Consider the following 24,649-nt stretch of genomic DNA (forward strand, 5'->3'; position numbering starts at 1 on the left):
TCTTCTTAAAACAGCTTTGCAATTATTAATATTTTATCAATAATATAACAATACAGGAACACCAACTTCTACTGTTTCATACAGTTTTGCCATTAATTCTAATGGAGAATTTATACATCCATGTGAACCTGAATGTTTATAAATTTCACCACCAAACTGGCTTCTCCATGTGGCATCATGTATGCCAATCCCTTTATTTACACCTAGCCAATAGTTAACATACGAAGCATAATCCGCGCCTCTCAGAATTGTATGATATCGCTTATTGTAAATATGAAACAGTCCCACTGGAGTGCCTCTTCCAAGACCGACATTACCTGTAACTATGTCATATTCAATATTTACTTTACCATTCTTGTAATATCGAAGATGCTGATTTCCCATATCAACAAGTATATATTCCTTGCCAAGTTCTGTTCCTTCAATAACGAATGACTTGCCCGGAAGTGATACTTCTGTCGTCTCAGGTCCTTCTCCGATCACAGATTCGACAAAGCTTTCAAATTCCCTGTCAACATCATATAGCTTACCGTTTTTATTACCGCTGACATAAATCAGTCCCTTGCCATCCTTTTGGAATCTGTTTATGCAATTATTTGTATCAAGGTATTTTAAATTTTTCTCTATAAAACTATATATTTTTGAACAGCTAAGCAGTATATTTCCTGATTCATCAGTAATAAAGTTTTCTTCTACCTTATATTTTTCAGGAAATTCTATGATTTTGTTTCCTGCCAAAAACAAACCTTTTCCAGGATTGTCTTCAGTTTTCTCTTCATCCTGAGCTTTATTAAGATCATCAAGAGTAACCATCCAGTCAGAGACAGAGGAAGGTTCAGCTGAAAATTCCGATTCACCGATTTTTACGGAAGCTTTAATATTTTGAGTTTTCTCAATTTTATCAAATAGTGACTTGAGCTTTTTATCTTTTTCTGTAGCTGTGGCAGAATCATAGAATTCCTCAGCACTTAGATCAAGAGAATACTGTTTGTTATACAATGCTTCTTTGACATTTTCATAAAACTTGTCAAAGTTTGCGGTCTTCTCTACGTTTTCTACAAGATAATAACCCTCGTCATTCTTTTTTAACTCATATAAGTCCTTAGCTTCTGTATCAAAAATACTCCATGACTTAAGAATGTCACTCAGTTTTTCTTCATCAAATGAAGTACGCCCAACAATTTCTCTATCTCTGGATTTAAAAAGATTGGCCCCCCAGGCTATCGGATTCTGATTATCAATCATCTTCTGAAGTTCATCCTGATAATCAACACTATAATCAATAGTGCTTGAATCAATAAATAAGCTCTGGCCTTCAGCGCCCTTAATTACCATACCATTGAAAAAAGCATGGCTTTTGAGCTCTTCATTCGCTTCAGATGCTGTTTTACCTGTGCAGTAAACCTGATTAATCCAGGTTCCGTAGGAAAAGCTGTCAGTATAATAAAAGCCTAAAAGCAGATATACCGACAAAAGCGCTACTACAGAAAATGCTAATATAAATAATAATAATCCCCTCTTTTTCATACCTTCCTTTTGAACAGTGTTATGCCCTGTCCTTTCCCTCTAAATCTTTTTCGTCAAAGGCTTCACTTATTGATCCACCGGGTGATACCATCGGAAATACTTTCTCGTCAGGATCAACTGCAATATCAATAAGTACTGGTCCCTCAGCCGCAAGTGCCTTTTTAAGCGCAGGCTCTACTTCGTCCTTCTTTTTGACTCTTATAGCCATACAACCAAGTCCTTCCGCAACCTTACAGTAATCAACCTTATCAGTAAGAACTGTATTGGAATAATGCTGGTTATAGTACAGATTCTGCCATTGTCTTACCATTCCAAGAACCTGATTATTTATGACAATCTCAATAACATGAATGTTATATCTGCTTGCAGTAGCAAGTTCATTCATATTCATTCTGAAGCATCCGTCGCCTGCTATATTAACAACGGTCTTTTCAGGTACACCAACTTTCGCTCCAATAGCAGCGCCGAGACCGTAGCCCATTGTTCCGAGTCCGCCTGATGTAAGCAGCATTCTCGGATGTTTGAATTTATAAAACTGAGCTGTCCACATCTGATGCTGTCCTACATCAGTAGATATAACCGCCTCACCATCTGTCAATTTATCAAGAGTCTCAATTACATAAGGACATGTAAGTGCATTTCTGTCATAATCAAGTGGGAATTTTTTCTCATATTCCTTAATATGTGATATCCACTCCGCATGATTCTGCTGACTTAACCTGTCATTTATTTTTGATAAAACATCCTTAAGGTCACCAACGATATAATAATCAGCATGAATATTTTTATTGATCTCAGCAGCGTCAATATCTATCTGTAATATCCTGGCCTTTTTCGCAAAAGTCTTTGCATTACCGATAACACGATCAGAAAATCTGGCGCCAAGTGTTATGAGAAGATCGCATTCGCTAACCCCGAAATTAGAGGTCTTCGTACCATGCATACCAATCATACCCGTATAAAGGCTATGATGTCCGTTAAAAGCGCCTTTTCCCATAAGAGTATCACATACAGGAGCCTGAATTCTCTCTGCAAGTGTTAATAACTCTTCATTAGCACCGGATATAACCGCACCGCCGCCAACATACAAAAACGGTCTCTTTGCATGCTCAATCATCTTTACAGCAGTTTTAATATCGTCCTCTGTATATTTTAGAGGCATTTCCCTGTGGACAGGCTTTGCCGGCTTATAATCGCATTTATTAGCGGTAACATCTTTAGTTATATCAACAATAACAGGACCGGGTCTGCCACTTCTTGCTATATCAAAAGCTTTTCTTATGGTATCAGCAAGCTGCTTTACATCTTTAACAATATAGCCATGCTTTGTAATAGGCATGGTTATACCTGCTATATCGACCTCCTGAAAGGTATCCTTTCCAAGAAGAGGCAGATTTACATTACATGTGATTGCCACCATTGGAACGGAATCCATATATGCTGTTGCAATACCTGTTACAAGATTTGTTGAACCGGGGCCGCTTGTTGCAAGACATACACCTACTTTTCCTGTTGCTCTGGCATATCCGTCAGCAGCATGAGAAGCACCCTGTTCGTGTGAAGTAAGAATATGTTTTATCTTATCCTGCTGTTTATAAAGTTCATCATAGACATTAAGTATAGTTCCACCCGGATAACCGAAAACAGTATCAACTCCCTGTTCCTTAAGGCATTCCAGGACAATTTGTGCTCCTGTTAGCTGCATTTTTCATATACTCCTTTTATTTAATAGCCTTTACTTCACTTCAAGAATTGCGCCTCTGTTACCACTTGTAACCATCTTTGCATATCTTGAAAGATATCCAGTGGTTACCTTAGGCTCTCTGGGCTGCCATTCGGCTTTTCTTCTGGCAAGTTCTTCATCAGAAACCTTCATATCAAGCTTATTATTATTGATATCTATAGAGATTATATCCCCTTCCTTAACAAGAGCTATAGGACCGCCTACAGCAGCTTCAGGTGATACATGGCCTATAGAAGCACCTCTGCTGGCACCTGAGAAACGGCCATCTGTTATTAGCGCAACTGAAGCACCAAGTCCCATTCCTGCAATTGCAGAAGTAGGATTAAGCATTTCTCTCATACCGGGGCCGCCTTTAGGTCCTTCATATCTGATAACAACAACATCGCCTGCAACTATTTTTCCGCCCAGAATAGCAGCGATTGCATCTTCCTCACAGTCAAATACTCTTGCCGGGCCTTCATGTACCATCATTTCCGGAACAACAGCAGATCTCTTTACTATTCCTGTATCAGGAGCGAGATTGCCCTTGAGAACAGCTATTCCTCCGTTAGGCATGTAAGGATTCTCTATAGGTCTTATAACCTCGGGATCAAGATTTCTTACATTGGCAATATTTTCTCCTACAGTCTTACCTGTACAGGTAATGAGATCTGTGTGAAGAAGATTCTTTTTATTCAGCTCTGCCATAACTGCATAAATACCACCGGCTTCATTTAAATCCTCCATATATGTAGGACCTGCAGGTGCAAGATGGCAAAGATTCGGCGTACGATCTGATATCTCGTTAGCCATCTCCATGTCAATCTCGATTCCTGCCTCATGAGCAATTGCAGGAATATGAAGCATAGTGTTTGTGGAACAGCCAAGAGCCATATCCATGGCAAGAGCATTTTCAAATGCTTCCTTTGTCATTATATCCCTTGGACGAATATTGTTCTTAACAAGCTCCATGATCTGATAACCTGCCTTCTTGGCAAGCCTAATACGTGCTGAATAAACAGCCGGAATTGTTCCGTTTCCGCGAAGTCCCATTCCGATTGCTTCTGTCAGACAGTTCATTGAGTTGGCTGTATACATGCCTGAGCATGAACCGCATGTAGGGCAAACCTTCTCCTCAAATTCACTGAGTTCATCTTCTGTCATATTACCTGCAGAATAGGTTCCGACAGCCTCAAACATTGAGCTAAGGGATCTCTTCTTTCCGTTAACCCTTCCTGCCATCATAGGACCGCCTGAACAGAAAATTGTAGGAATATTAACTCTTGCTGCAGCCATGAGTAGTCCGGGAACATTCTTATCACAATTGGGAATCATGACCATTCCGTCAAAAGCATGAGCCATTGCCAGACACTCAGTACTATCCGCTACAAGATCTCTTGTAACAAGTGAATACTTCATACCGATATGTCCCATTGCAATACCATCACAAACTGCTATTGCAGGAACTATCACAGGCATTCCACCCGCCTCAGCTACGCCGAGCTTAACAGCCTGTGCTATTCGATCCAGCTCCATATGTCCGGGTATAATATCACTCTGAGAGCTTACAATACCAATAAGAGGCTTTTTCCTCTCTTCTGCAGTAAAACCAAGTGCATTAAACAAACTTCTGTGAGGAGCCTGCTGCAATCCTTCCATTACACGATCACTGTTCATAAAAAACCTCCTTGATTATCTTTTGTAAAGAACAAAGTCTTCATTTTCATAAAATATAAAATAATGTGAGTTAACATAATCCCATGGTATAGTCTCATAGGTCAGATAAAACTTCCAAAAGTCAGAACCATTGTAGCCTTCGGTCATCATATTTCTGTCTATAAGGATATAATCGCAATTCGTAACATCTTTATTCTCACATTCAATATCCCAACCGAATTTCAGCAGATATTGCTGATCACAGTCGAGTACACAAATGTTTTTATTCACGGATGGATGTGCTATATAAAGAGCATTATAACAATTAGTCTCACGCTCACCATATTGAGCATTATACTCAGGTTTGGTCATCATAAATAACACAAATGCACATATCATTATAACCGGAACAGCTGCAAATATATTCCACAATACAGGTAATCTATCTCTATTTTTTATAATTCTCCGCAGCATCCTGCTCAAATGTTCAAGAACATAAGCAAATGCTATTGCCGCCAATACTCCGACGTATGAAAAAACTCTGTAATACGGCAATTTTGCCTGAATAATAAGTATTAAGGGATATCCCAAAATATTGAATATCATAAGCAGATTAAAAATTGTTCTGCTATTTTCAAAATGTCTGATACATTCTGCAACAAGTATTATAAGTGCACATATGAAAAAAAATAGTGTAAGGACATTAAATCCCGGATACATAAAAGATGAAAGTGATTTTGACCACTCTACAAAGTTTTTAAAATATCCCACCCTGCTTACGCTTTGTATATAAGGCTGAGAAAGCATATAATCCAGCCCTTCCATCGCCGAGGTAACAGGATGAGTAAGAATAAGCTTTACATGAGACATGCCAAAATATTCACTTGTATCATCCTTGACCAGAAGATTAGATCCTACAGCAAGCCATATTATAAGATAAAGAATAAATACAATTACGGCAGATATAATACCTGTAACAAGACAATTTTTTAACCTTTTAAAATATCTCGTATTCCAAACGGAGCCACGGTAATTAAAACTTCTATACCCATTTACGATAAGAAAAAATGCAGCAGCAAGGCATGATGGAATAACCCAGTAAATACTACTCGGAAGTGTATACAGCCCAAGTACAAGCGCAACTCCAAATATAATATATTGAATCAGCTTAAACTCTTCTGCTCTGCATATATAGGTAAGCTGCCTGAGTACAATCAAAAAGCATGTACATGCCAGAGTATATCCTCTTCCCTGAATAGAGAGATCATTAACCAGCATACAGGAAAAATACAAAAGCATAGCCCCGTATGCATACCAATCCTCCATAAACTTTTTACTAAGCCTGTATACAAGCAGAGGATTGATCACTGCACAGATAAATGAAACTCCTCTAAGTCCTATATATGAATTGCCAAACATATCAAGCAATGATGACAAAACCGAATATCCTACATGATTGTTTGGAAGCGGCCAGTGTATTGCCGCGTATACAGGTCCCCTGCTTATAAAATAATAGTAAGTATAAAGCTCATCGTACCAGGGCGTCAGATAATTTGCTCTCCAGATATAGTAAAAAGCCATTCCTATAATCGTAAGAACAACAACCATATCTATGGGTTCCTGGGGTAAATAATCATATATACTTAATGATTCATCAGATTCATTTGATTCTCGAAGCAATGATATCTCCCATCTTACTGCATCCGCACTTCTTATCTTCATCAATGCTCTCGTCACCGCGGATGAGATCAACCGTTCTATAGCCTTCTTTTAACGCCTGTTGCACTGCATTTTCAATGCTTTCAGCTTCCTTATCAAGTTTAAATGTAAACTTAAGCATCATTGCTGCTGAAAGAATAGTTGCAATAGGGTTAGCTATATCCATACCTGCTATATCAGGTGCACTACCATGACTGGGTTCATAAAGTCCAAAGCTGCTCTCATTAAGAGAAGCACTTGGCAACATTCCTATTGAGCCTGTAATCATGCTTGCTTCGTCAGATAAAATATCGCCAAACATATTCTCCGTAAGAACCACATCGAACTGTGAGGGATCCTTAACAAGCTGCATTGCACAATTATCAACAAGCATATGTGATAATTCAACTTCAGGATAATTCTTAGCAACTTGTTCAACAACTTTTCTCCAAAGCCTTGAAGAATCAAGCACATTAGCCTTATCTACACTTGTGACCTTCTTACTTCTCTGCATCGCAACATCAAATGCTTTAATGGCAATACGTCTGATCTCACTCTCTTTATAAACAAGAGTGTCAGTGGCAACAAGTTCACCATCAACCTCTTTGGTATATCTGTCACCAAAATAGAGACCACCCGTAAGCTCACGCATAATCAAAAGATCAAACCCTTTATCAGATGTCTCAGCTTTAAGAGGACAAGCATCAGCAAGTTCCGTATAAAGGAACGCAGGTCTTAAGTTTGCAAATAAATTCAAGGATTTACGAAGCCCAAGAAGACCGGCTTCAGGTCTGAGAGAAGGCTCAAGTTTATACCATGGTGACGTAGATGTATTACCGCCAATTGATCCCATAAGTACAGCATCAGCCATTTTACATTTATCAATAGTTTCGTCAGTGAGCGGTTTACCATAAGCATCAATGGACGCTCCGCCCATAAGAACATCAGTGAATTCCATTTCGTGTCCGTATACAGAGCATACCTTATTAAGTACTTTTTTTGCTTCTGCAACGATCTCCGGTCCGATTCCATCACCCGGTATACAGGTTATCCCCATTTTCATACTTGTCACCTCTATATCGTAATATATAATGATAGCCGGCAAATATAAAGTTCGCCGGCTGCCCACTTTATAATGCAGACTGAAACCAGTCTTCTTTTAAATTATTGTTGTTACAAAAAAACTACCAAGCCAAGTAATTACTTGGACTTTTCTTCCTTTGAGCTATCCTTAAGTGCTGCTTCAGGCTTCTCAACCTCAACAATAGCATCCTTAACCATAGGGATACGGCAGTTCTTGTTGTTACCAAACTCGACAATTACTGTGGAAGACTCATCGTCGATATCGATTACCGTACCAATAAATCCGCCTGTCGTACGTACACTATCGCCAACAGCAAGCTGGGAAAGAAGCTGCGCCTTCTGCTTCTGCTCTTTTCTCTGAGGACGGATCATAATAAAATACAGAACCGCAAAAATTGCAACGTAAACCAGAATAATCATCATACTTCCGGTTCCGCCTACAGCTCCTGTGCTCTCAAGAGCCATCATGTTACCAAAACTCATATTAACCTCCAAAAAATCTTATCATTAAACATATGTAGTATCTTACAATTAATAACACTTTAAAACAAGTACACTTTTTAACCCTTTTTCCATCCTTTTGCAATATCATAACGCGTTGTGGGCTCTTCAGAATCATATTCCATCATTGAATCAAGTGTATTTTTCTTAAATTCCTTATATCTTCCATCATCCAATGCAGCTCTTATGTCGATCATAAGATGATTGTAAAAATATAAATTATGCAGTACACAAAGTCTCATTCCAAGCATCTCTCCAGATTTAAGAAGATGCCTGATGTAGCTTCTGGAATACCTTCTGCATGCCGGACAGTTACAGCCTTCCTCAATCGGTCTGTCATCAAGCTCATACTTTGCATTCAGAAGATTTATATGTCCTCTCTTGGTATAGAGATGCCCATGTCTTCCATTTCTGCTCGGATACACACAGTCAAAGAAATCTATTCCACGGTCAACTGCTTCAAGAATATTTGCAGGAGTTCCAACTCCCATGAGATAAGTCGGCTTGTTTTCCGGAAGATGCTGCGTCACCACATCAAGTACATGATACATCTCCTCATGAGTCTCACCCACAGCAAGACCACCGACAGCATAACCGTCAAGGTCCATTTCGGAAATTCTTTTTGCATGTTCTATCCTCAGATCATCAAAAATGGCACCCTGATTGATTCCAAACAAAAGCTGATTTTTATTAATTGTATCAGGAAGTGAGTTAAGTCTGTTCATCTCATCCTGACATCTCTTAAGCCATCTTGTTGTCCTGTCTACTGACATCTTCACATATTCATGGTCAGCCCTGGCAGATGGACATTCATCAAAAGCCATAGCAATTGTCGATGCAATATGCGACTGAATACGCATACTCTCCTCCGGACCCATAAATAATTTATGCCCGTCTATATGTGATCTGAAATAGACGCCTTCTTCTTTTATTCTTCTGTTTTCAGAAAGAGAAAATACCTGAAATCCGCCGGAATCGGTCAAAATAGGCTTATTACAGCTCATGAACTTATGTAATCCACCCATTTTATATATAACATCATCCCCCGGACGAAGGTGCAAATGATAGGTATTTGATAAAACAACCTGTGTATCAATCTGCTCCAGATCCTCAGTTGAAACTCCGCCTTTAATTGCAGCAACTGTGGCGACATTCATAAAGACAGGCGTCTGAATTGTTCCATGAACTGTCTGAAGCTCGGCACGTTTTGCCATTCCTTCTTTTTTTAAAAGTTTATACATTCTTTACCTCGCTTAAAAAAGGACTGTTGCAAATAATGCAACAGCCCCAAATCACTCAATCATACAAATAACTATCCCAGAATTCCTCTAAACAGAGATTTTCGTTATACATTATTGTAGCAGCATCAACACCGACATATCTGAAATGCCAGGGTTCGTATTCAATACCAGTAATGTTCTCTTTACCCTTAAGATATCGAACAACAAAACCGAATTTGTAGCTATTGTCGGCAAGCCATTTACCAGCCTCTGTATCACCAAACCCCTCGTCAAGATTATAATATGAACCGCAGACAATATCAAATGCCAGTCCAATCTGATGCTCTGAAGATCCGGGAACAGTAACTGCCTGGGATGTAATATTATAAGCATCCATATATGACAATCCGGCATCGATATAATTATTTATCTTACTTTTAAAGAGACCTTCCTGTCTCTCACTATTTCTGTAAGGTGAACAAATAGCCAGGTTTATACCTTCATCGGCAGCTGCCTTAAGCATAGCTTTAAGAGGAGATAATACTCTCTCATCACATTTCATGGTGTCATTGATTTCACCAAAAGGAAACTCATACCCTTCGGGAATAGGATGCTGTTTGTTTACAAGAATAAGTCTCCAGTCAGTATGATCAAATGAAGTATTCAAATTCCCTGCAGCTGTCTCGTAATTTCTTGATGATGTATCTGAAATATCGCTTATATCATCAGCAAGAACAAATCCCTCTGCAAGCTCCTGATCTTCCGAAACATCCTGATCTTCCTCTATAATCTTATCTTTATCAACAGGTGTAAGCTCTGCTAATTCCGCATTGGATTCAGCAAAAACACCCTCAAGTGAATCCGAAGTATAATACTTACCTGTTGTCTCTTCCTTATCCAAATCAGTAACAAAACTTACATTAAGCTTCAGTGCTTCCGGATATGTAAAACTACTGCTTGCTATAAAGAAAAACAATATTGTCGCAAGGCATGTGCATCTCTTTGCATTATGATAAAAAGCCAGGCCGATATTGTAAAAGAGAAGTACAGCCATTGCGTAAAGCATACCGAAGAGTCTAAGCCTTCGGTGCTTTCTGTTAAAAGTGCGGACCCTATCCATAACCTTATCTCTGAAGGTCGGCCCCATCTGTAAACGATTCGCACGCATGACCACGTAACCTCATAAAAAAAATATTTCTTTATTATTATAACTCAATTCTTAATAATTTAAAGAAAAAATTAAGAATATTTTAAGAAATACCACATATTTTAGCAAAAATCAAGGTTTTTGTGTTTGTAATACCACAAAAACTGTGTAAAATAGAAAAAGCATATATTGACAAAACTAAGAAAGGCAAAAATTATGAGCGGTTCAACATTAGGCAAAAACATTACCATGTCAACCTGGGGAGAATCCCATGGAAAAGCTCTTGGTGTCGTACTTGATGGATTTCCTGCAGGTATGGAGCTTTCAGAGAAAGATATTCAGATTTATATGGATAGAAGGAAACCTGGTTCTTCAGAAATTACCACTCCCCGCAAGGAGGACGATGAAGTAGAAATTCTTTCCGGTATATTTGAAGGAAAAACAACCGGCACTCCTATTTCATTAATTGTAAAAAATACATCCCAGCGTTCCGGAGACTATTCGGAAATTGCTAAATACTACAGACCCGGTCATGCTGACTATTGTTTTGATCAAAAATACGGTTTCAGAGATTATCGAGGTGGCGGAAGATCTTCGGGCCGTGAAACAATCGGACGTGTTGCTGCCGGTGCTATCTGCCAGAAATTATTAAAGGAACTCGGAATTGAGATCACTGCTTATACAAAATCAATCGGCGATGTCGTGATAGATGAGTCAAATTTCGATAAAGCTCAGATAACCAGATCAATAACGGCAATGCCTGATGCAGATGCAGATAAAAAGGCTGTTGAGCTTATAAACAAATGCAGAGCTGAAGGTGATTCTGTCGGCGGTGTTATTGAATGTAAAATATCAGGAATGCCTATAGGAATCGGTGAGCCTGTTTTTGATAAGCTTGATGCTCTTCTTTCCCAGGCAGTAATGAGTGTCGGCGCTGTAAAAGCGGTTGAAATCGGTGACGGTATTTTAGCATCGTCTTCTTTCGGAAGTACAAATAATGATGCATTCTGTATAGACAGTGATTCTACCGTATTGAAAAAGACAAATCATTCCGGTGGAATACTTGGCGGAATGAGTGATGGTTCAGAAATTATATTACGTGCTCATATTAAACCTACTCCCAGTATTTCAAAAACACAAAAAACAATTAACAAAGATGGCGAAGAAATAGATGTGAGTATCAAAGGCCGTCATGATCCTGTCGTTGTTCCGCGTGCAGTTGTGGTTGTTGAGTGTATGTGTGCATTTACTGTTCTGGATCTTCTTATGTCCAATATGCACTCCAGAGCTGATTATTTGATGAGTTTCTATAAAAAATGACGGATAAGGAATCCCCTCATCCGTCACCTGCGGTGACACCTGTCTACGCTCCGCTTCGGTCCGCGCAAAGCCGACGTCCCCCGGACGTCGTGCGCCCCCAAAGGGGGAGGCTTTTTTATACCTTTTTCTATAGTCTTGCAGGTTATAAATACGTCATCTAACTTTCTTTCTCTCTCCAAGCTTATGGAATACGATACAGTTTGGTCTGTCTATTGAAAGCTCAGGTCCATTCATTACAAGAGTATTATTATCAAAATTGATTGTAAAGAATGTCATAGTATTAGATTCCTGATTAAGTGAAACAAGATGCTTATTATCAGGGAACATGCATGCATCCTTTGGATACGCTCCGGAAATAGGAAGTTCAATCATCTTTGTTAAAAGACCGGTCTCCTTGTCCACCTTATAAATAACAACATTATTTTCTCCTGCAACGGAGCTCACAAGATAATTGTAGTCATCGGAAAATTTTAATGCGCTGCTGGCAACGCCTATTGTATCCTGTTCGTCAGAATTCTGAACTGACTGAATTTCCTCAAATGAAGGAAGGCCCTTGTCTTCAGTATACTGATATACATTAATACTGCACTGCTGTTCAAATACAACATATAGGAATTTTCCATCCTTGGAGAATTGCATATGTCTGGGTGAAGATTCCTGATCGCAGTGGATTACATCAATATCTGAAATCTTTCCATGTTCTGTATCAAACTTATAAACATTTACACGATCCATACCAAGATCAGCAGCAAGAAGATACTTATTATCTTTTGTCACCTTAATGCACTGAACATGAGGTGTATGATTTCTTCCTGCTATTGTTCCAAGACCTTTATGAAATTTCTCATCAGTGATTTCACCGATGCTTCCATCCTCCATGAGTCTTAAAATTGTAACCTTTCCATCATGATATCCGGCGCAAACAAGAAATCTGTCATTCTGATCCATGTTTATATAGCATCCACGCATTCCGTTAATTGATGCTTTATTAATAAAGGTAAGGCTTCCATCATCCTCAATATGATAAGCCTCAACACCTGCATCAGTAATAGAATAAAGTGTTTCCTTGCTATGTGACAATACAATATAAGAAGAATTTGTAATCTTTACCTTTTCCTTTTCTGTCATTCTACCATTCTTCATATCAACGTCATAAATACGGATACCGTAATTATCCTTTGAACCCGAAGTATAACTCGCTACATATGCTACATAATTGTCAGTTTTTGTTTCCTTCGCCATAATCGGTCACCTCATAATAAGTGTTATTTAATTATTTATAGTATAATTTTATGTTATTTTACAGAATTTGCAAGGACACTATAATTCTTTCTATAGTTTCTGTTCATCTTAAAACAATCATATAAAGATATGAATGAGCCCTCACCGAACCGCGTCATTGCAATGTGTGCAATGCAGCCTTTATCAAGGACTATCGCAGCTGCCATCGCGTCATCCTCAGTTTCTCCAAGGCAATACGCTCCATCGTTATATGCAAACACAGCATTTATGCGCTTCTTAATAGTTAACGGTGTTCCCTCCGAGGTGGGAATTCTAAGACTCGTACCGATTATCTGAGCGAAATCATCAAGTAATGGTCTCATATGATTAGCCCTTCTGGATATAGTCATAACCGATTCTGATTTATTATGAAAAATATAGCGAATATCAGGTCTTTTCGCATAAATCTGCTGATGAATGAGCTTAATTCTCTCGGGAGTATCAGGTCTTAGGTAAACTATTTTATCGTTCTCCAGTTTACTCGAAAATCCTTCCTCAATAGCATTATTTATCTCAGTCTTACAAATACTGAATATATATTTTTTTGCAGCCTTCTCTAATTTAATTACTTCCTTTACAGCTTCTTCCGCATTATGTCCAAAACAGACAGCTCCGTGATTTGCCATTATTACACTTCGTGTCTCATTATTCTTAATGGCACATTCTTTAATATTATCCGCAAGTGCCGTAGTTCCAGGAAGTGCATATTTTGCTATAGGGAAAATTATTTTTCTTTCTTTATGCTCTGTCTTAAGCCTTTTCTTTCCCAGCGCCCCTACACATGTAGCATATACCTGATGTGTATGCACTATGAATTCAGCATCTTTTCTCACTTTATAAATTGCAGAATGCACAAGGCTTTCACTGGAAGGTTTATATTCACCTTCAAAGGAATTATCAGAAATGGAAACTACAGGAAGCATTTCCGGTTTCAAATCCTCATATCGAATTCCACTTGGCGTAATAAGGTAATGATCATCATCTATTTTAGCGCTTATATTTCCCCAGGTTCTTACAATTAATCCCTGCTCCAAAAGAGATAATGATACATCTATAATTTCTTCTCGTAATTTAAGAATTTCTTCTTTGGTTTTCATCTCCGGTAATCTTCTTTCCGTTTATTTTTTTATAAATCATCCCCTGATCTGTCCGTCTCCGGTTATCTCAAATTTGTAAGATGTAAGTTCCTTAAGTCCCATAGGACCTCTTGCATGAAGCTTCTGTGTGCTTATTCCGATTTCAGCGCCAAATCCAAACTGGAACCCGTCAGTAAATCGTGTTGAAGCATTCACATAAACACAGGCAGCGTCTACACCCTTAAGAAAAGCGTTAGCAGCTACTTCATCTTCAGTAATAATGCTTTCCGAATGACCTGTATTATATTTATTAATATGTTCTATTGCTTCATCAACACTCTTTACAGTCTTAACAGATAAAATATAGTCAAGATATTCAGTTGCAAAGTCAGTCTCCGTTGCAGGCTTTGCCTCAGGAAGAAGATTTATGGAATCCTCGTCTGCACGAAGTTCAACCTTTTTCTCCCTCATAGCCTTTTGAAGCTCAGGCAAAAAAGCCTCCTTTATATCTTCATGTACAACCAGCGACTCAGCAGCATTACATACTCCAATTCTCTGAGTTTTGGCATTAATGATAATAGGAATGGCTTTACTGATATCAGCAGCCTTATCTATGTATATATGACAATTTCCACTTCCGGTTTCAATAACAGGAATTTTACTGTTTTCACAGACCATTCTTATAAGACCGGCGCTTCCTCTCGGAATTACAACATCAATATATTCACGAAGCTTTAAAAGCTCACCAACAGCACTTCTGTCTGTAAAAGGAACAAGCTGAATAAAGTCAGGATTATAGCCTTCCTTCTCAATAGTTCTTCTTATGACATTAGTGATAGCCATATTGGAATCAAAGGCATCTGACCCACCCTTTAGAATTACAGCATTTCCGGATTTAAAGGTAAGACTGAAAGCATCTGCTGTTACATTAGGTCTTGATTCATAAATAATCCCAATTACACCAAGCGGTACGCTTACCTTTTTTATTCTAAGACCATTTTCCAGTGTCCAGTCGTCAATAACACTTCCAACCGGATCGGGGAGATCTGCAACCTGCTTAATCCCCTCAGCCATATCCTTTATACGTTCAGGTGATAAACGAAGTCTGTCAAGAAGCCCCTCGTGCATTCCGTTTTCTTCGCCCTTTTTTATATCCTTTTCATTTGCACAAAGGATTTCATCAGAGGAATCAACCAGTGCACCCGCAACCTTTAGAAGTACCTTGTTTTTCTCAGCTTCAGAGAGCTTTTGAAGGGAAAACTTTGCACTAAAAGCATTACGGCCAAGCATTGTTATAGTTTCGCAAATTTTGTTGTCTGTGCTCATGTCCTGTAAATCTCCTTATCAGTAATAACAACGTTAGTCTTTATGTCACTCTTTGTCATGAATTCAGAAATATCGTCCTGAACATACTGAAAATCATAGCCGATAGCTATAGAATTCATATTACCATTAGAAAGCTCATTCTCAAAGCATTTCATATAATTATCATAATATCCGCCACCGTAGCCAATGCGATTTCCTTTAAAATCAAAAGCAAGTCCGGGAAGTATAATAACAGATTTTCCATCGCTCTTCTTATAAATAACAGAATCGCTGTCCATTACCGGCTCCGGAATTGAATACTTTCCTTCACAAAAATCATTAAGTGATCTTATCCGGATAAATTCCATCTTTCTGTTTCGTGTATCGGTTATCTTAGGACAAAATACATTTTTATTATCAGCTAATGCCTTAATAATAATATCTCGCGTACCGGCTTCACTTCCAAAGCTGCAATATATAAGAATATTCTCCGCCTCCTGATATTCAGGGGTATTTATAATATTCTCTTTTATACTGTTATCAAATATTCTCTTCTTATCTGTAGCTAACGAATCACGGCAGCTTTTCAGCTTATGTCTGTAAAAGTCCTTACCGCTTCGATAATGAATAGCGATTCTTTCCGCAACCTTCATTCCATCCATGGCAGCAGAAGTTATACCTCCTGCATATCCTGCTCCTTCACCTGAAGGATAAAGGCCTTCGATACCAATTGCTTCCAGATTATCATCTCTGTTTATTCGAACCGGGGATGAAGTTCTGGACTCAATTCCGGAAAGGAGTGCGTCATCCTTATCAAAGCCAGCTATCATATGGCCAAAGTGTTCCATACCTTCTACAATCGACTTATTTATTCTTAAAGGTAAAATCTCATGTACAGGTGCAAAATCCCACTGTCCCTTAATACATGGCAGATTTCTGCCGGCATTTTTATGTTCGCAAATAGAATTTAAAAGTGATGAGTTTTCTTCTGAAATATCCTCACCATTATCTTTTCTTGATAATAAATCCACTCCATTCTTAAAGTCATCAAAATACTCTACCGGAACCTTTCCATCAGCGAGCTTATAAGCCTTCTCTTCAAGACCTCGCTGGAATTCAACACCTGATAATATATCATTTCCACCAAAGTCTGACGGTTCAATCGTAACAACAATAGCACTGTTTGCATTTTTTCCGTCTCGTCCTGAGTAGCTCATTCCATTCACACAAAGACGACCGTCCTCAGATGAAGCATTGACGACATACCCTCCGGGACACATACAGAATGAATATACTCCTCTGTCATCACTGCTTCTTGCCGTCACCTTATAGGGTGAAGGCGGAAGACTTGTGGGCTCCTCTATTCCATACTGTGACTTATTTATCAAAGTCTGTTCATGTTCAACCCTCAGACCTATTGCAAAGGCCTTAGGTTCCATATTTATTCCCTGATCCTTAAGAGCATAAAAGGTATCCCTTGCACTATGTCCAATCGCAAGTACAACGACATCAGATAAATACTCTCTTCCATCCTCACAGCGAACTCCGTAGATTTTGCCTTCATTTACAAGAAGTTCTGTCACCTTGATTTCAAAATAAAAAGCACCACCCTGATCTATTATTTCGTTTCTAATATTCCTGATTACTGTCCTTAATACATCAGTTCCTATATGTGGCTTTGATTCATATAAAATATCCTCAGATGCACCATATCTGTGGAAAATTTTAAGACATTCCAGCCCCAGTCCGTTTTTGTCCTTTATCATGGTATTAAGCTTGCCATCGGAAAAAGTCCCTGCTCCACCTTCACCAAATTGGACATTCCCTTCAGGAACAAGCTTACCGCCATCCCAAAAAGCCTTTACCGCATCATGTCTTTTATCTATATCATAACCACGTTCTAACACAATCGGACAATATCCGGCCATCGCAAGCTCATATGCGCAAAAAAGCCCGGCAGGACCTGCTCCGATAATAATCGGTCTCGTTGCTCTATCCGTCTGTCTTTTTAAAACTTCATCTTCATTTCTGTTAACCGGGAATTTATACAGCTTTTCCTTTGATATTGAAGCATTCTTACATCCTGACTTCTTTATTATTTTTTCCTCGGAAATGCTTTTTGAATTTATAACAACATCAATCACATACACATCCATGATCTCAGATTTTTTTCTTGCATCAATTGAATGTTTTCTGATAATCACATTATCTATATCGGAAGCATTTATCTTTAAAATTTTCGATGCTTTCTTAGCTAATTTCTTTTTTAGGAAAGAAGTTCTTTCAGGCTCTTTATCCGGAAGCTTTTCATATCCGTTATTAATAAGCTTTACTGAGTTCAATCTAATCATAGACAGCTTGCCGCCTCTCCCGCTATATAGCCACTGGTCCATGCCCACTGAAGATTATATCCTCCACAGCGACCATCAACATCACATAATTCACCTACAACAAAAACTCCGGGGACAGACTTACTCTGCATCGTATCATCTAAATCCCCAAGGCTAATGCCGCCTTTTGTAACCTGCGCCTTTTTATAATCACCTGTACCGGAAATCTCTATTCTAAGATTTCTGTATTTATACAAAATACAGCTTACCATAGAAGCTCCCACATTCCTGATTTTCATTCCTGCACTGATTTTCATGCGCTTTAGTATCATTTCATTTATATTAGAATTGCAGAAGCCATCCAGTAGTTCTCCAAGTTTTCGTTCTCCGGGAAGTTCAAGCATTGTTTTTACAAGATTATCAAATTCATCATCGTTATATCCAGGGAAGAAGTTGATTGAAGCCGTTACTGGTCTACCTTTTGACAGATGCCCTGCAACAACACCGGATGCCTGCATAACAGGGATACCTGATATTCCTTTTGATGTTATCTGAACCTCACCGTACTCAGCTGCTATAACTTCATCACCAATATAAAATGTCACATTTGCCAAAGCCCTAACACCACTATCCTTTGGTAAGGTATCATCCTCTGCATTAAGTGCAACAAGAGCAGGATAAGTATCCTTTTTTGACATCCCCAGCTTTTCACAAATATAGTACCCATCCCCGGTTGAACCGGTAGTTTTGGGTCCTGCCAGTCCACCCATCGAAAGTATGACTGCATCCCCACAATGGGAATCGGTAGATGTTCTTACAGTAAATGTACCGTCGTCTTCCTTTATTACCTCTTTTACCTGCTCATTAAAGCAGAATTCAACACCAAGTCTTTTGCATTCATTAACCAAAACCGAAACAACAGAATTAGCCTGTCCTGATATAGGATAAAGATATCCGTTTTCACTGATAATAACAAGTCCCAAAGAGGTGAAAAAATCCGTTGCTTCCTTAACACCGAATCTTTTCAGCCAATTTTTCATCCTGCCCCTGGATTCAGAATTATAATCATCAGAAGACAAATTAAGATTAGCAAGATTGCATCTGCCATTACCGGTCATTGAGAGCTTCTTGCCACAGGAATCTGTTTTTTCAATTACGGTAACCAAAGCACCATCTCTGGCAGCAGCTATTGCCGCACATAATCCGGATGCTCCGGCACCGGCTATAATCACCTTTTTTTCAAAAGACACTTGGCTTAGTTCCTTTCTCTTCCGATCTTGTCAGATAAAATAGCAAAATAATCGCCAAGGGGCATACGTTCAACCTCATATCTGTTAACGCTTCCAAGAACAATTAAAAGGACCATATAAATAACAAAAGCAATTAATACTGCAATAATAAACGTAAGAATTTCACCAATTACATTAACAAGAAGCTTATCCAAAAGAAGCGCTACAAGCCCGGAAATCACTGCTGCAAGTAAGGGAAGAAGGATATTTCTTATCATCATAAGCTTCACATCAAGCATTACCTTTATCTCAAAAATACCAAGAATTCCCTGTACCACTAGCATCGCAGCAAATGCGGCAATTGAAGCATGTATGCCAAAACCTCCCGCATATGACATTGCTATAAGAACGATAATGTGAACAACCACTCCAACGATGAGATTGCCGAGCATAACAACATTATTCTTAAGCTGCTTTAATAAAAATGACTGGAAAATTATTACTGCGCCCGGTATCACAACAGGAATAGCCAGAATCACCATGTAAACGCCTGCCTCATTGCTTTTTCCGAACACAACAGTATTAAAGGTGTTAGCAAGCATCATATGCCATATGACTACAGGGAATATGAGCATTGCTTCAAAATGAATAAGATGCTGGAGTCTTCCTCTGGCAGCTTTATAATCTTTTTTTACAATACTTACATGAACACCATACCAGGTTTTGACAAAAGGTATAGCTGTAATGAAAACAAAGAATATTACAACAGCAACGCACTGACCAATGTAAATACCCCAGTTGTTAATGTTGTTGTCATTAGGATGAAGCTTATATGCCACGTTTAAGTAAACACATTCATCAACAAATACAAGAATTCCGCAGGTTGCTGCAAAAAGACAATTAACAATAAGGTCATTTATGCATTCATTCTTATGATTATTGACGATTTGCGTGCTTTCTTCAGCTATATCCTTAAGATCATTTCTTCGGAACAAATATACTATTGTAACAAAAATAAAACTGATCAGAGCGCTGAGCGAAATGCCTATCGCTGCACCTATTGCACCATATGCCGGTGCAATATCATTTACATGCATAAGAGAATCCACTTTTTTCCCGTAGTCATATACAGCATGTGACATAAAAAACGTTGTAGCCAGCGTTATGACAGTAAGAATCGCATCAGAAATAACCGAAACCAGTGCATATCCTGCTCCGCTAAGGTACCCTCTCAAAACTCCCTGCAAGCTCAGAAACAAAAATGCAGGTGAAGCCAAAAGGAGTACATAAAAGCTTCGAGGAGAATGAAATACCAGATTAGCAAATACTATTGAAAGAGCTGCCATCAGGAAAGTAACAACAAGCCCTGTTACAAAGCTGATAATCATCAGCTGTTTGACATTTTTCTTAGCTGAAAGCACCTGTCCTCTGAACAGTCTGTTTCTAACCATCTCCCTTGTGGTAGTCTCAAAGGCACATATAAATACACAATAAGCTATCATGAAAAGCGAAATCGGTGCAGCCAAAAAGCCTACACCATCAGAACCGGTCATATCAAAGAACACAATTAAAAGTGCCATGATTGCCAAAATAAAAATCATTCCGGACGCAAGTACTACATCAGGTCTAATCTTAAACTTTTTACTCATACCTCTCACCCTTTTGCACTTAATCTCTAGTGATATTAAGTGTCTGCAAAACTTTTTCCTGTTTCCCCTCCATAACAGCAGCCTCATCAGGCTCCATATGATCATATCCGCACAGATGAAGCATTGAATGAGCGACAAGGAACGCAAATTCCCTTAGCTCACTATGTCCATATTCTTCAGCCTGTTCCCTTACACGCTTCTCATTGATAACAATATCCCCAAGGAAAACAAGGCCGCTTTCAGGATCGATAATATCTATCCTCTGATCCCCTTCAGCAACAGAAAAATCTCCCGGTGTATCATACTCAATATTGGGAAATGATAATACATCAGTAGCTGAATCAATTTCCCGAAATTCAGCATTCATCTCCCTTATACCATCATCGTCAGTTATAAGGAGACTTATCTGAACGTCAAATGGGCAACCTTCGCTTTTTAATACTTCAGCTGCCACTTTTTTTGCCACCTCTTCAATATCAAAAGAAAAGACAGCATCCACTTCATTATCAACGAAGAAAATCATAATAGAGCTTCTCCTTTTTCATAAGCTTCTTCATACGCTCTAACTCATAGAGTGAAATATCGTAATCATAGAGCTCTCTGTTTTCCATCTTGTGAAGGAAAATCTTATCAATCAGCTCATCATAATTTATTTTAGTATCTTTATTCTTTTCAAACAAATATGTTATGGAAGCTATAAGTGTCTCACACATATAAATTATAGCTGATTCCTTTGAAAGAGGCTTTGTTTTATCGTTTTCAATATATTCCTTCAGGTAACTGACAGCTTCCTCGGGAAAATTATTCTCAAAGTAAAAATGCTTCACATCAGCCCAGGATTTGGAGCCGTCTATAACACCGATTTTATAATAATATGACATAGTCTTGACAGCTCTGGCATTTAAGCCTAAATCAAGAGCAATTCTCTCAGACAAATAAGCTATATGGATTGCCCTAAAATATGCATCCTTGTCAGTTTCCTTAAGCTGTACCAAAAGCGGATATTCCGTATCATTAATATCCATATATCTGTCATTACTTTTTCTGATAACATAAATACCGAAAATATTAAGTAAAACAAGCATTAATATCGAGCTGATAATAATATTTACAAATGGCGCAATCAGCATTGTGACTGAAAAAGTACGATTCTGGAATAATATGTCATACGCTATAAGGAGCGTAAATAAAAGTGCCATTGAAATAAAAAGCGGCACTCCGATTTTTGTGGTCTCAGTCAAATCGCGTAAAAGGACAAGAATTACAGTACCTGACAAGAAATAAACAAAAAATTCCGAATAGCTTCCTTCCTTTTCCAGCAGCACTGAAAACATTACAAGCATAGAACCTGAAAAAAGGCCTATCTCATTTGTCGAAAACAACCCAAGCAACAGAAAAACAAATAAAAATGGCCATACCTCAGCAGTGATCAATGGCAAAAACATTGACATAATCAGAGCCGCATAATATGAGAACACAAATCTGTTTCTTTTCTGTCCGTTGTCATAGGCAAAAAGCCCTCTTACAGTTGCATCATTCAACATATATATTAGAATACCGCCACACAAAAATCCCGTGAACGTATTCCTGATTATTACTTCTATATCCAGCTTATATAAAAATGAAAATAACAAAAGGATAAGTCCGGTCACAAAAAATATTGATCCGAAGAAGAATCTCATAGGGCCTTCATTTTTATCAAAAATAGAAGTAATCACCTTATTATCCTTATATTCGTTTGTATTCTCCATGATTTAATGTCTTTCCCGTTTTTTTACAGCTCTTTTTTTGACCTCGTTGGTCTTGGATTTTTCAAAATCCTCATATGCCTTTACGATTTGTTGAACAAGAGGATGTCGCACAACATCCCTGCTTGTAAGATTGCAAAAGGCTATATCATCAATCTTCTTAAGTACAACCGAAGCAATGTCAAGACCTGACTTGGTATCTGCCGGTAAATCCTTCTGTGACGAATCGCCTGTAATTATTACTTTTGACCCAAATCCAATTCTCGTAAGAAACATCTTCATCTGAGCAGGAGTCGTGTTCTGTGCCTCGTCCAAAATAATAAAAGCATTATCAAGTGTTCTTCCGCGCATATAGGCCAGGGGCGCTACCTCGATCAAACCTTTTTCCATGTTTTTTACAAAATTATCAGCACCCATAATCTGATATAGTGCATCATACAAGGGCCTTAGATAAGGATCTACCTTGCTCTGCAAATCTCCCGGCAAAAAGCCGAGCTTTTCTCCGGCTTCAATCGCAGGTCTTGTAAGGATAATCCTTTCAACTTCACCCTTTTGAAAAGCTGTTATAGCCATAGCCATTCCAAGGTATGTCTTACCGGTACCTGCAGGGCCAAGTCCAAACACTATCATTTTATTTCTGATAGCATCAACATACTTTTTCTGTCCAAGGGTTTTTGGTTTAATAGGCTTCCCATTAACAGTATGGCATATAACATCCCCATCGATTTCAGTAAGGACATGACCTGAAGCCTCTTCTTCGTCCTCAGAAGGATCGTTCTTCAGAGAGATAGCATAGTCCACACTCTGTTCTTCAATCTCGGAACCTGTTACCGAAAGTCCTGCCAGTTCGCTGATAATATCGTAAGCCTTACTAACACTGTCACTTGTGCCGATAATGTGAAGCTCACCACTTCTGTCGATTATCTCAACCTTAAGATTATCTTCTATCTTGCGTATGTATTTATCATGCTGTCCGAAAATGCTTTGCATTTCCTCAATACCAAGGTGCATGGTTTTCTCAGTAATATTACTCATTTATGATATGGTTCTCCATTAATAATTCTGTATGCACGATAAATCTGCTCAAGCAGAATTACGCGCATCATCTGATGAGGAAATGTCATGTCGGAAAAACTAAGCTTTCTGTCACATGTCCTAAGAACCTCATCTGATAGTCCAAGCGAACCTCCGATTACAAACTGCATTCTGCTGCAGCCCTGAACACTCTCACTTTGAATAACATCAGCAAAGCCTGTTGATGAAAAGCGTTTACCATCAATAGCAAGAGCAAATTTAAGAGCTTTGGGATCAAGATGCTTTAACAGCTTCTGTCCCTCCTTATCCTTTATCTGCTTTTCAACTGATTCAGGAGCATTGTCAGGAGTCTTCTCGTCCTGAACTTCAATTATTTCCAGTTTGCAGTATCTTGAAAGTCTCTTGGAATATTCTGAAATAGCATCATTCCAATATTTCTCTTTTATCTTCCCGACACAGAGAATATCAATAGCTATCAATTTTCATCTCCAAATAATTTAGTGTAAAATCCGTCAATAAAGGAATCTATAAGATCTTCATTGACATTAACAAATTGTTTTGAAATTCTTTTCTTTATATATTCTGTACGCTTGAAGTATAGATCTTCCTTATCGGTAAGCTGTTCATATACTTCATCATCGTCGTACATATGCTCTGCAATTACATCAGCTGTAAGCTCTTCATCGCAAAATGCACTGATTTTATCCAATACAGTATCCTCTTCAGCTGCTTTTCCCTTGAATATTTTATAGCTTCTTACAGCTAAAATCCCCATAACAAAAAACAGCACAAACAGAGCTCCCATAACTCCGCATGTGAGGTATTTATTAAACATAGGCATGTTTAGTGGATTTTTAATTAGAAAAAAGATGTCCCCAGCAAGACCAATAGTCCCAACAGTTATGAGCATAATACCGGAGGACTGATTGTCTTCGGCTTTTTGCGCACTACTTTGATATACCATATACCTCCCTCATCCGGCGCTACGCGCCACCTTCCCCCTCATAAAGGGGGAAGGCAATTTTATTTTTTCTCATCCTTTACTTAATCTATAGTCTTCCACATAATAGGAATCCATACTTTATCTAAAGTCTTCCCCCTCTGGGGGAAGATGTCACCGA

At 38.5% G+C, this 24,649-nt stretch carries 20 protein-coding genes and 1 pseudogene; 1 reads left to right on the forward strand and 20 read right to left on the reverse strand.

The features are described from left to right. Positions 1–36 precede the first annotated feature (36 nt). From G602_RS0118165 to G602_RS29265, 8 genes are all read right to left on the reverse strand, one after another. Entirely contained in the window at positions 37–1,527 is a 1,491-nt protein-coding gene (locus G602_RS0118165; protein ID WP_026660237.1) for a L,D-transpeptidase, read from the reverse strand. Between the two features lie 19 nt (positions 1,528–1,546). Beyond that, positions 1,547–3,232 (reverse strand): biosynthetic-type acetolactate synthase large subunit, encoded by a 1,686-nt coding sequence (gene ilvB / locus G602_RS0118170; RefSeq protein WP_026660238.1) that lies wholly within the window; start codon positions 3,230–3,232, stop codon positions 1,547–1,549. 30 nt (positions 3,233–3,262) lie between these two features. Next, on the reverse strand, positions 3,263–4,927 hold the full coding sequence (ilvD, locus tag G602_RS0118175) for a dihydroxy-acid dehydratase (RefSeq protein ID WP_026660239.1): 1,665 nt from the start codon (positions 4,925–4,927) through the stop codon (positions 3,263–3,265). A 15-nt stretch (positions 4,928–4,942) separates the two neighbouring features. Next, the gene (locus G602_RS0118180; RefSeq protein WP_026660240.1) at positions 4,943–6,628 is read right to left on the reverse strand and encodes a glycosyltransferase family 39 protein; all 1,686 of its coding nucleotides are present in this window, start codon (positions 6,626–6,628) and stop codon (positions 4,943–4,945) included. After that, a complete protein-coding gene (gene leuB, locus G602_RS0118185) occupies positions 6,567–7,667 on the reverse strand; it encodes a 3-isopropylmalate dehydrogenase (protein WP_026660241.1) in 1,101 nt (366 codons plus the stop codon). Before leuB ends, G602_RS0118180 begins: the two co-directional genes overlap by 62 nt. A gap of 137 nt (positions 7,668–7,804) precedes the next feature. Then, positions 7,805–8,170 (reverse strand): preprotein translocase subunit YajC, encoded by a 366-nt coding sequence (yajC, locus tag G602_RS0118190; RefSeq protein ID WP_242835659.1) that lies wholly within the window; start codon positions 8,168–8,170, stop codon positions 7,805–7,807. A gap of 77 nt (positions 8,171–8,247) precedes the next feature. Continuing rightward, a complete protein-coding gene (gene tgt, locus G602_RS0118195; RefSeq protein WP_026660244.1) occupies positions 8,248–9,429 on the reverse strand; it encodes a tRNA guanosine(34) transglycosylase Tgt in 1,182 nt (393 codons plus the stop codon). A gap of 55 nt (positions 9,430–9,484) precedes the next feature. Then, positions 9,485–10,576, reverse strand: coding sequence for a D-alanyl-D-alanine carboxypeptidase family protein (locus G602_RS29265; protein ID WP_081676069.1), 1,092 nt, complete (start codon positions 10,574–10,576; stop codon positions 9,485–9,487). 195 nt (positions 10,577–10,771) lie between these two features. Between G602_RS29265 and aroC the strand changes: the two genes are divergently transcribed. Next, on the forward strand, positions 10,772–11,875 hold the full coding sequence (gene aroC / locus G602_RS0118205; RefSeq protein ID WP_026660245.1) for a chorismate synthase: 1,104 nt from the start codon (positions 10,772–10,774) through the stop codon (positions 11,873–11,875). 153 nt (positions 11,876–12,028) lie between these two features. On the opposite strand, the gene G602_RS0118210 is transcribed toward aroC, so the two are convergent. The 12 genes and pseudogenes from G602_RS0118210 to G602_RS0118260 all read right to left on the reverse strand — a co-directional run bounded on the left by G602_RS0118210 (position 12,029) and on the right by G602_RS0118260 (position 24,492). Then, positions 12,029–13,117: a lactonase family protein gene (locus tag G602_RS0118210; RefSeq protein ID WP_026660246.1), complete on the reverse strand. Its 1,089-nt coding sequence runs from the start codon at positions 13,115–13,117 to the stop codon at positions 12,029–12,031. Between the two features lie 53 nt (positions 13,118–13,170). Next, positions 13,171–14,253 (reverse strand): class II aldolase/adducin family protein, encoded by a 1,083-nt coding sequence (locus tag G602_RS29270; protein WP_049945324.1) that lies wholly within the window; start codon positions 14,251–14,253, stop codon positions 13,171–13,173. Positions 14,254–14,289: 36 nt separating this feature from the next. Further along, on the reverse strand, positions 14,290–15,558 hold the full coding sequence (locus G602_RS0118220) for a glutamate-5-semialdehyde dehydrogenase (protein ID WP_026660247.1): 1,269 nt from the start codon (positions 15,556–15,558) through the stop codon (positions 14,290–14,292). Beyond that, complete coding sequence (locus G602_RS32265; RefSeq protein WP_442855924.1) at positions 15,555–16,172, reverse strand: 5-formyltetrahydrofolate cyclo-ligase; 618 nt, start codon at positions 16,170–16,172, stop codon at positions 15,555–15,557. The genes G602_RS0118220 and G602_RS32265 overlap by 4 nt, the downstream gene beginning before the upstream one ends. Next, positions 16,155–17,888: pseudogene (locus tag G602_RS27420) on the reverse strand (NAD(P)/FAD-dependent oxidoreductase); the annotation flags it as partial. The gene G602_RS32265 and the pseudogene G602_RS27420, both read right to left, overlap by 18 nt. After that, positions 17,885–19,117, reverse strand: a complete 1,233-nt coding sequence (locus G602_RS0118230; protein ID WP_026660248.1) for an aminoacetone oxidase family FAD-binding enzyme — start codon at positions 19,115–19,117, stop codon at positions 17,885–17,887. The pseudogene G602_RS27420 and the gene G602_RS0118230, both read right to left, overlap by 4 nt. Positions 19,118–19,122: 5 nt before the next feature. Further along, positions 19,123–20,745 (reverse strand): oligosaccharide flippase family protein, encoded by a 1,623-nt coding sequence (locus tag G602_RS0118235; RefSeq protein ID WP_026660249.1) that lies wholly within the window; start codon positions 20,743–20,745, stop codon positions 19,123–19,125. Between the two features lie 19 nt (positions 20,746–20,764). Further along, the gene (ybeY, locus tag G602_RS0118240) at positions 20,765–21,268 is read right to left on the reverse strand and encodes an rRNA maturation RNase YbeY (RefSeq protein ID WP_026660251.1); all 504 of its coding nucleotides are present in this window, start codon (positions 21,266–21,268) and stop codon (positions 20,765–20,767) included. Next, a complete protein-coding gene (locus G602_RS0118245) occupies positions 21,252–22,496 on the reverse strand; it encodes a hypothetical protein (protein WP_026660252.1) in 1,245 nt (414 codons plus the stop codon). The genes ybeY and G602_RS0118245 overlap by 17 nt, the downstream gene beginning before the upstream one ends. A gap of 3 nt (positions 22,497–22,499) precedes the next feature. Then, complete coding sequence (locus G602_RS0118250) at positions 22,500–23,528, reverse strand: PhoH family protein (RefSeq protein WP_026660253.1); 1,029 nt, start codon at positions 23,526–23,528, stop codon at positions 22,500–22,502. Then, positions 23,525–24,004, reverse strand: a complete 480-nt coding sequence (gene rlmH, locus G602_RS0118255; protein WP_026660254.1) for a 23S rRNA (pseudouridine(1915)-N(3))-methyltransferase RlmH — start codon at positions 24,002–24,004, stop codon at positions 23,525–23,527. Before rlmH ends, G602_RS0118250 begins: the two co-directional genes overlap by 4 nt. Continuing rightward, on the reverse strand, positions 24,004–24,492 hold the full coding sequence (locus tag G602_RS0118260; RefSeq protein WP_026660255.1) for a hypothetical protein: 489 nt from the start codon (positions 24,490–24,492) through the stop codon (positions 24,004–24,006). Before G602_RS0118260 ends, rlmH begins: the two co-directional genes overlap by 1 nt. Positions 24,493–24,649: the final 157 nt, after the last annotated feature.

It is taken from the genome of Butyrivibrio sp. AC2005, assembly GCF_000424145.1.
Lineage (GTDB): Bacteria > Bacillota > Clostridia > Lachnospirales > Lachnospiraceae > Butyrivibrio.

Coding starts and splice junctions, on each gene's coding strand:
- yajC (WP_242835659.1), bottom strand. CDS start 8,170: ATGAGTTTTGGTAACATGATGGCTCTTGAGAGCACAGGAGCTGTAGGC.
- G602_RS0118210 (WP_026660246.1), bottom strand. CDS start 13,117: ATGGCGAAGGAAACAAAAACTGACAATTATGTAGCATATGTAGCGAGT.
- G602_RS0118165 (WP_026660237.1), bottom strand. CDS start 1,527: ATGAAAAAGAGGGGATTATTATTATTTATATTAGCATTTTCTGTAGTA.
- G602_RS0118180 (WP_026660240.1), bottom strand. CDS start 6,628: ATGAAGATAAGAAGTGCGGATGCAGTAAGATGGGAGATATCATTGCTT.
- ilvB (WP_026660238.1), bottom strand. CDS start 3,232: ATGCAGCTAACAGGAGCACAAATTGTCCTGGAATGCCTTAAGGAACAG.
- aroC (WP_026660245.1), top strand. CDS start 10,772: ATGAGCGGTTCAACATTAGGCAAAAACATTACCATGTCAACCTGGGGA.
- G602_RS0118260 (WP_026660255.1), bottom strand. CDS start 24,492: ATGGTATATCAAAGTAGTGCGCAAAAAGCCGAAGACAATCAGTCCTCC.
- tgt (WP_026660244.1), bottom strand. CDS start 9,429: ATGTATAAACTTTTAAAAAAAGAAGGAATGGCAAAACGTGCCGAGCTT.
- G602_RS0118235 (WP_026660249.1), bottom strand. CDS start 20,745: ATGAGTAAAAAGTTTAAGATTAGACCTGATGTAGTACTTGCGTCCGGA.
- G602_RS0118220 (WP_026660247.1), bottom strand. CDS start 15,558: ATGAGCACAGACAACAAAATTTGCGAAACTATAACAATGCTTGGCCGT.
- G602_RS29265 (WP_081676069.1), bottom strand. CDS start 10,576: ATGCGTGCGAATCGTTTACAGATGGGGCCGACCTTCAGAGATAAGGTT.
- ybeY (WP_026660251.1), bottom strand. CDS start 21,268: ATGATTTTCTTCGTTGATAATGAAGTGGATGCTGTCTTTTCTTTTGAT.
- ilvD (WP_026660239.1), bottom strand. CDS start 4,927: ATGAACAGTGATCGTGTAATGGAAGGATTGCAGCAGGCTCCTCACAGA.
- leuB (WP_026660241.1), bottom strand. CDS start 7,667: ATGAAAATGGGGATAACCTGTATACCGGGTGATGGAATCGGACCGGAG.
- G602_RS0118245 (WP_026660252.1), bottom strand. CDS start 22,496: ATGGAGAATACAAACGAATATAAGGATAATAAGGTGATTACTTCTATT.
- G602_RS0118250 (WP_026660253.1), bottom strand. CDS start 23,528: ATGAGTAATATTACTGAGAAAACCATGCACCTTGGTATTGAGGAAATG.
- G602_RS29270 (WP_049945324.1), bottom strand. CDS start 14,253: ATGAAAACCAAAGAAGAAATTCTTAAATTACGAGAAGAAATTATAGAT.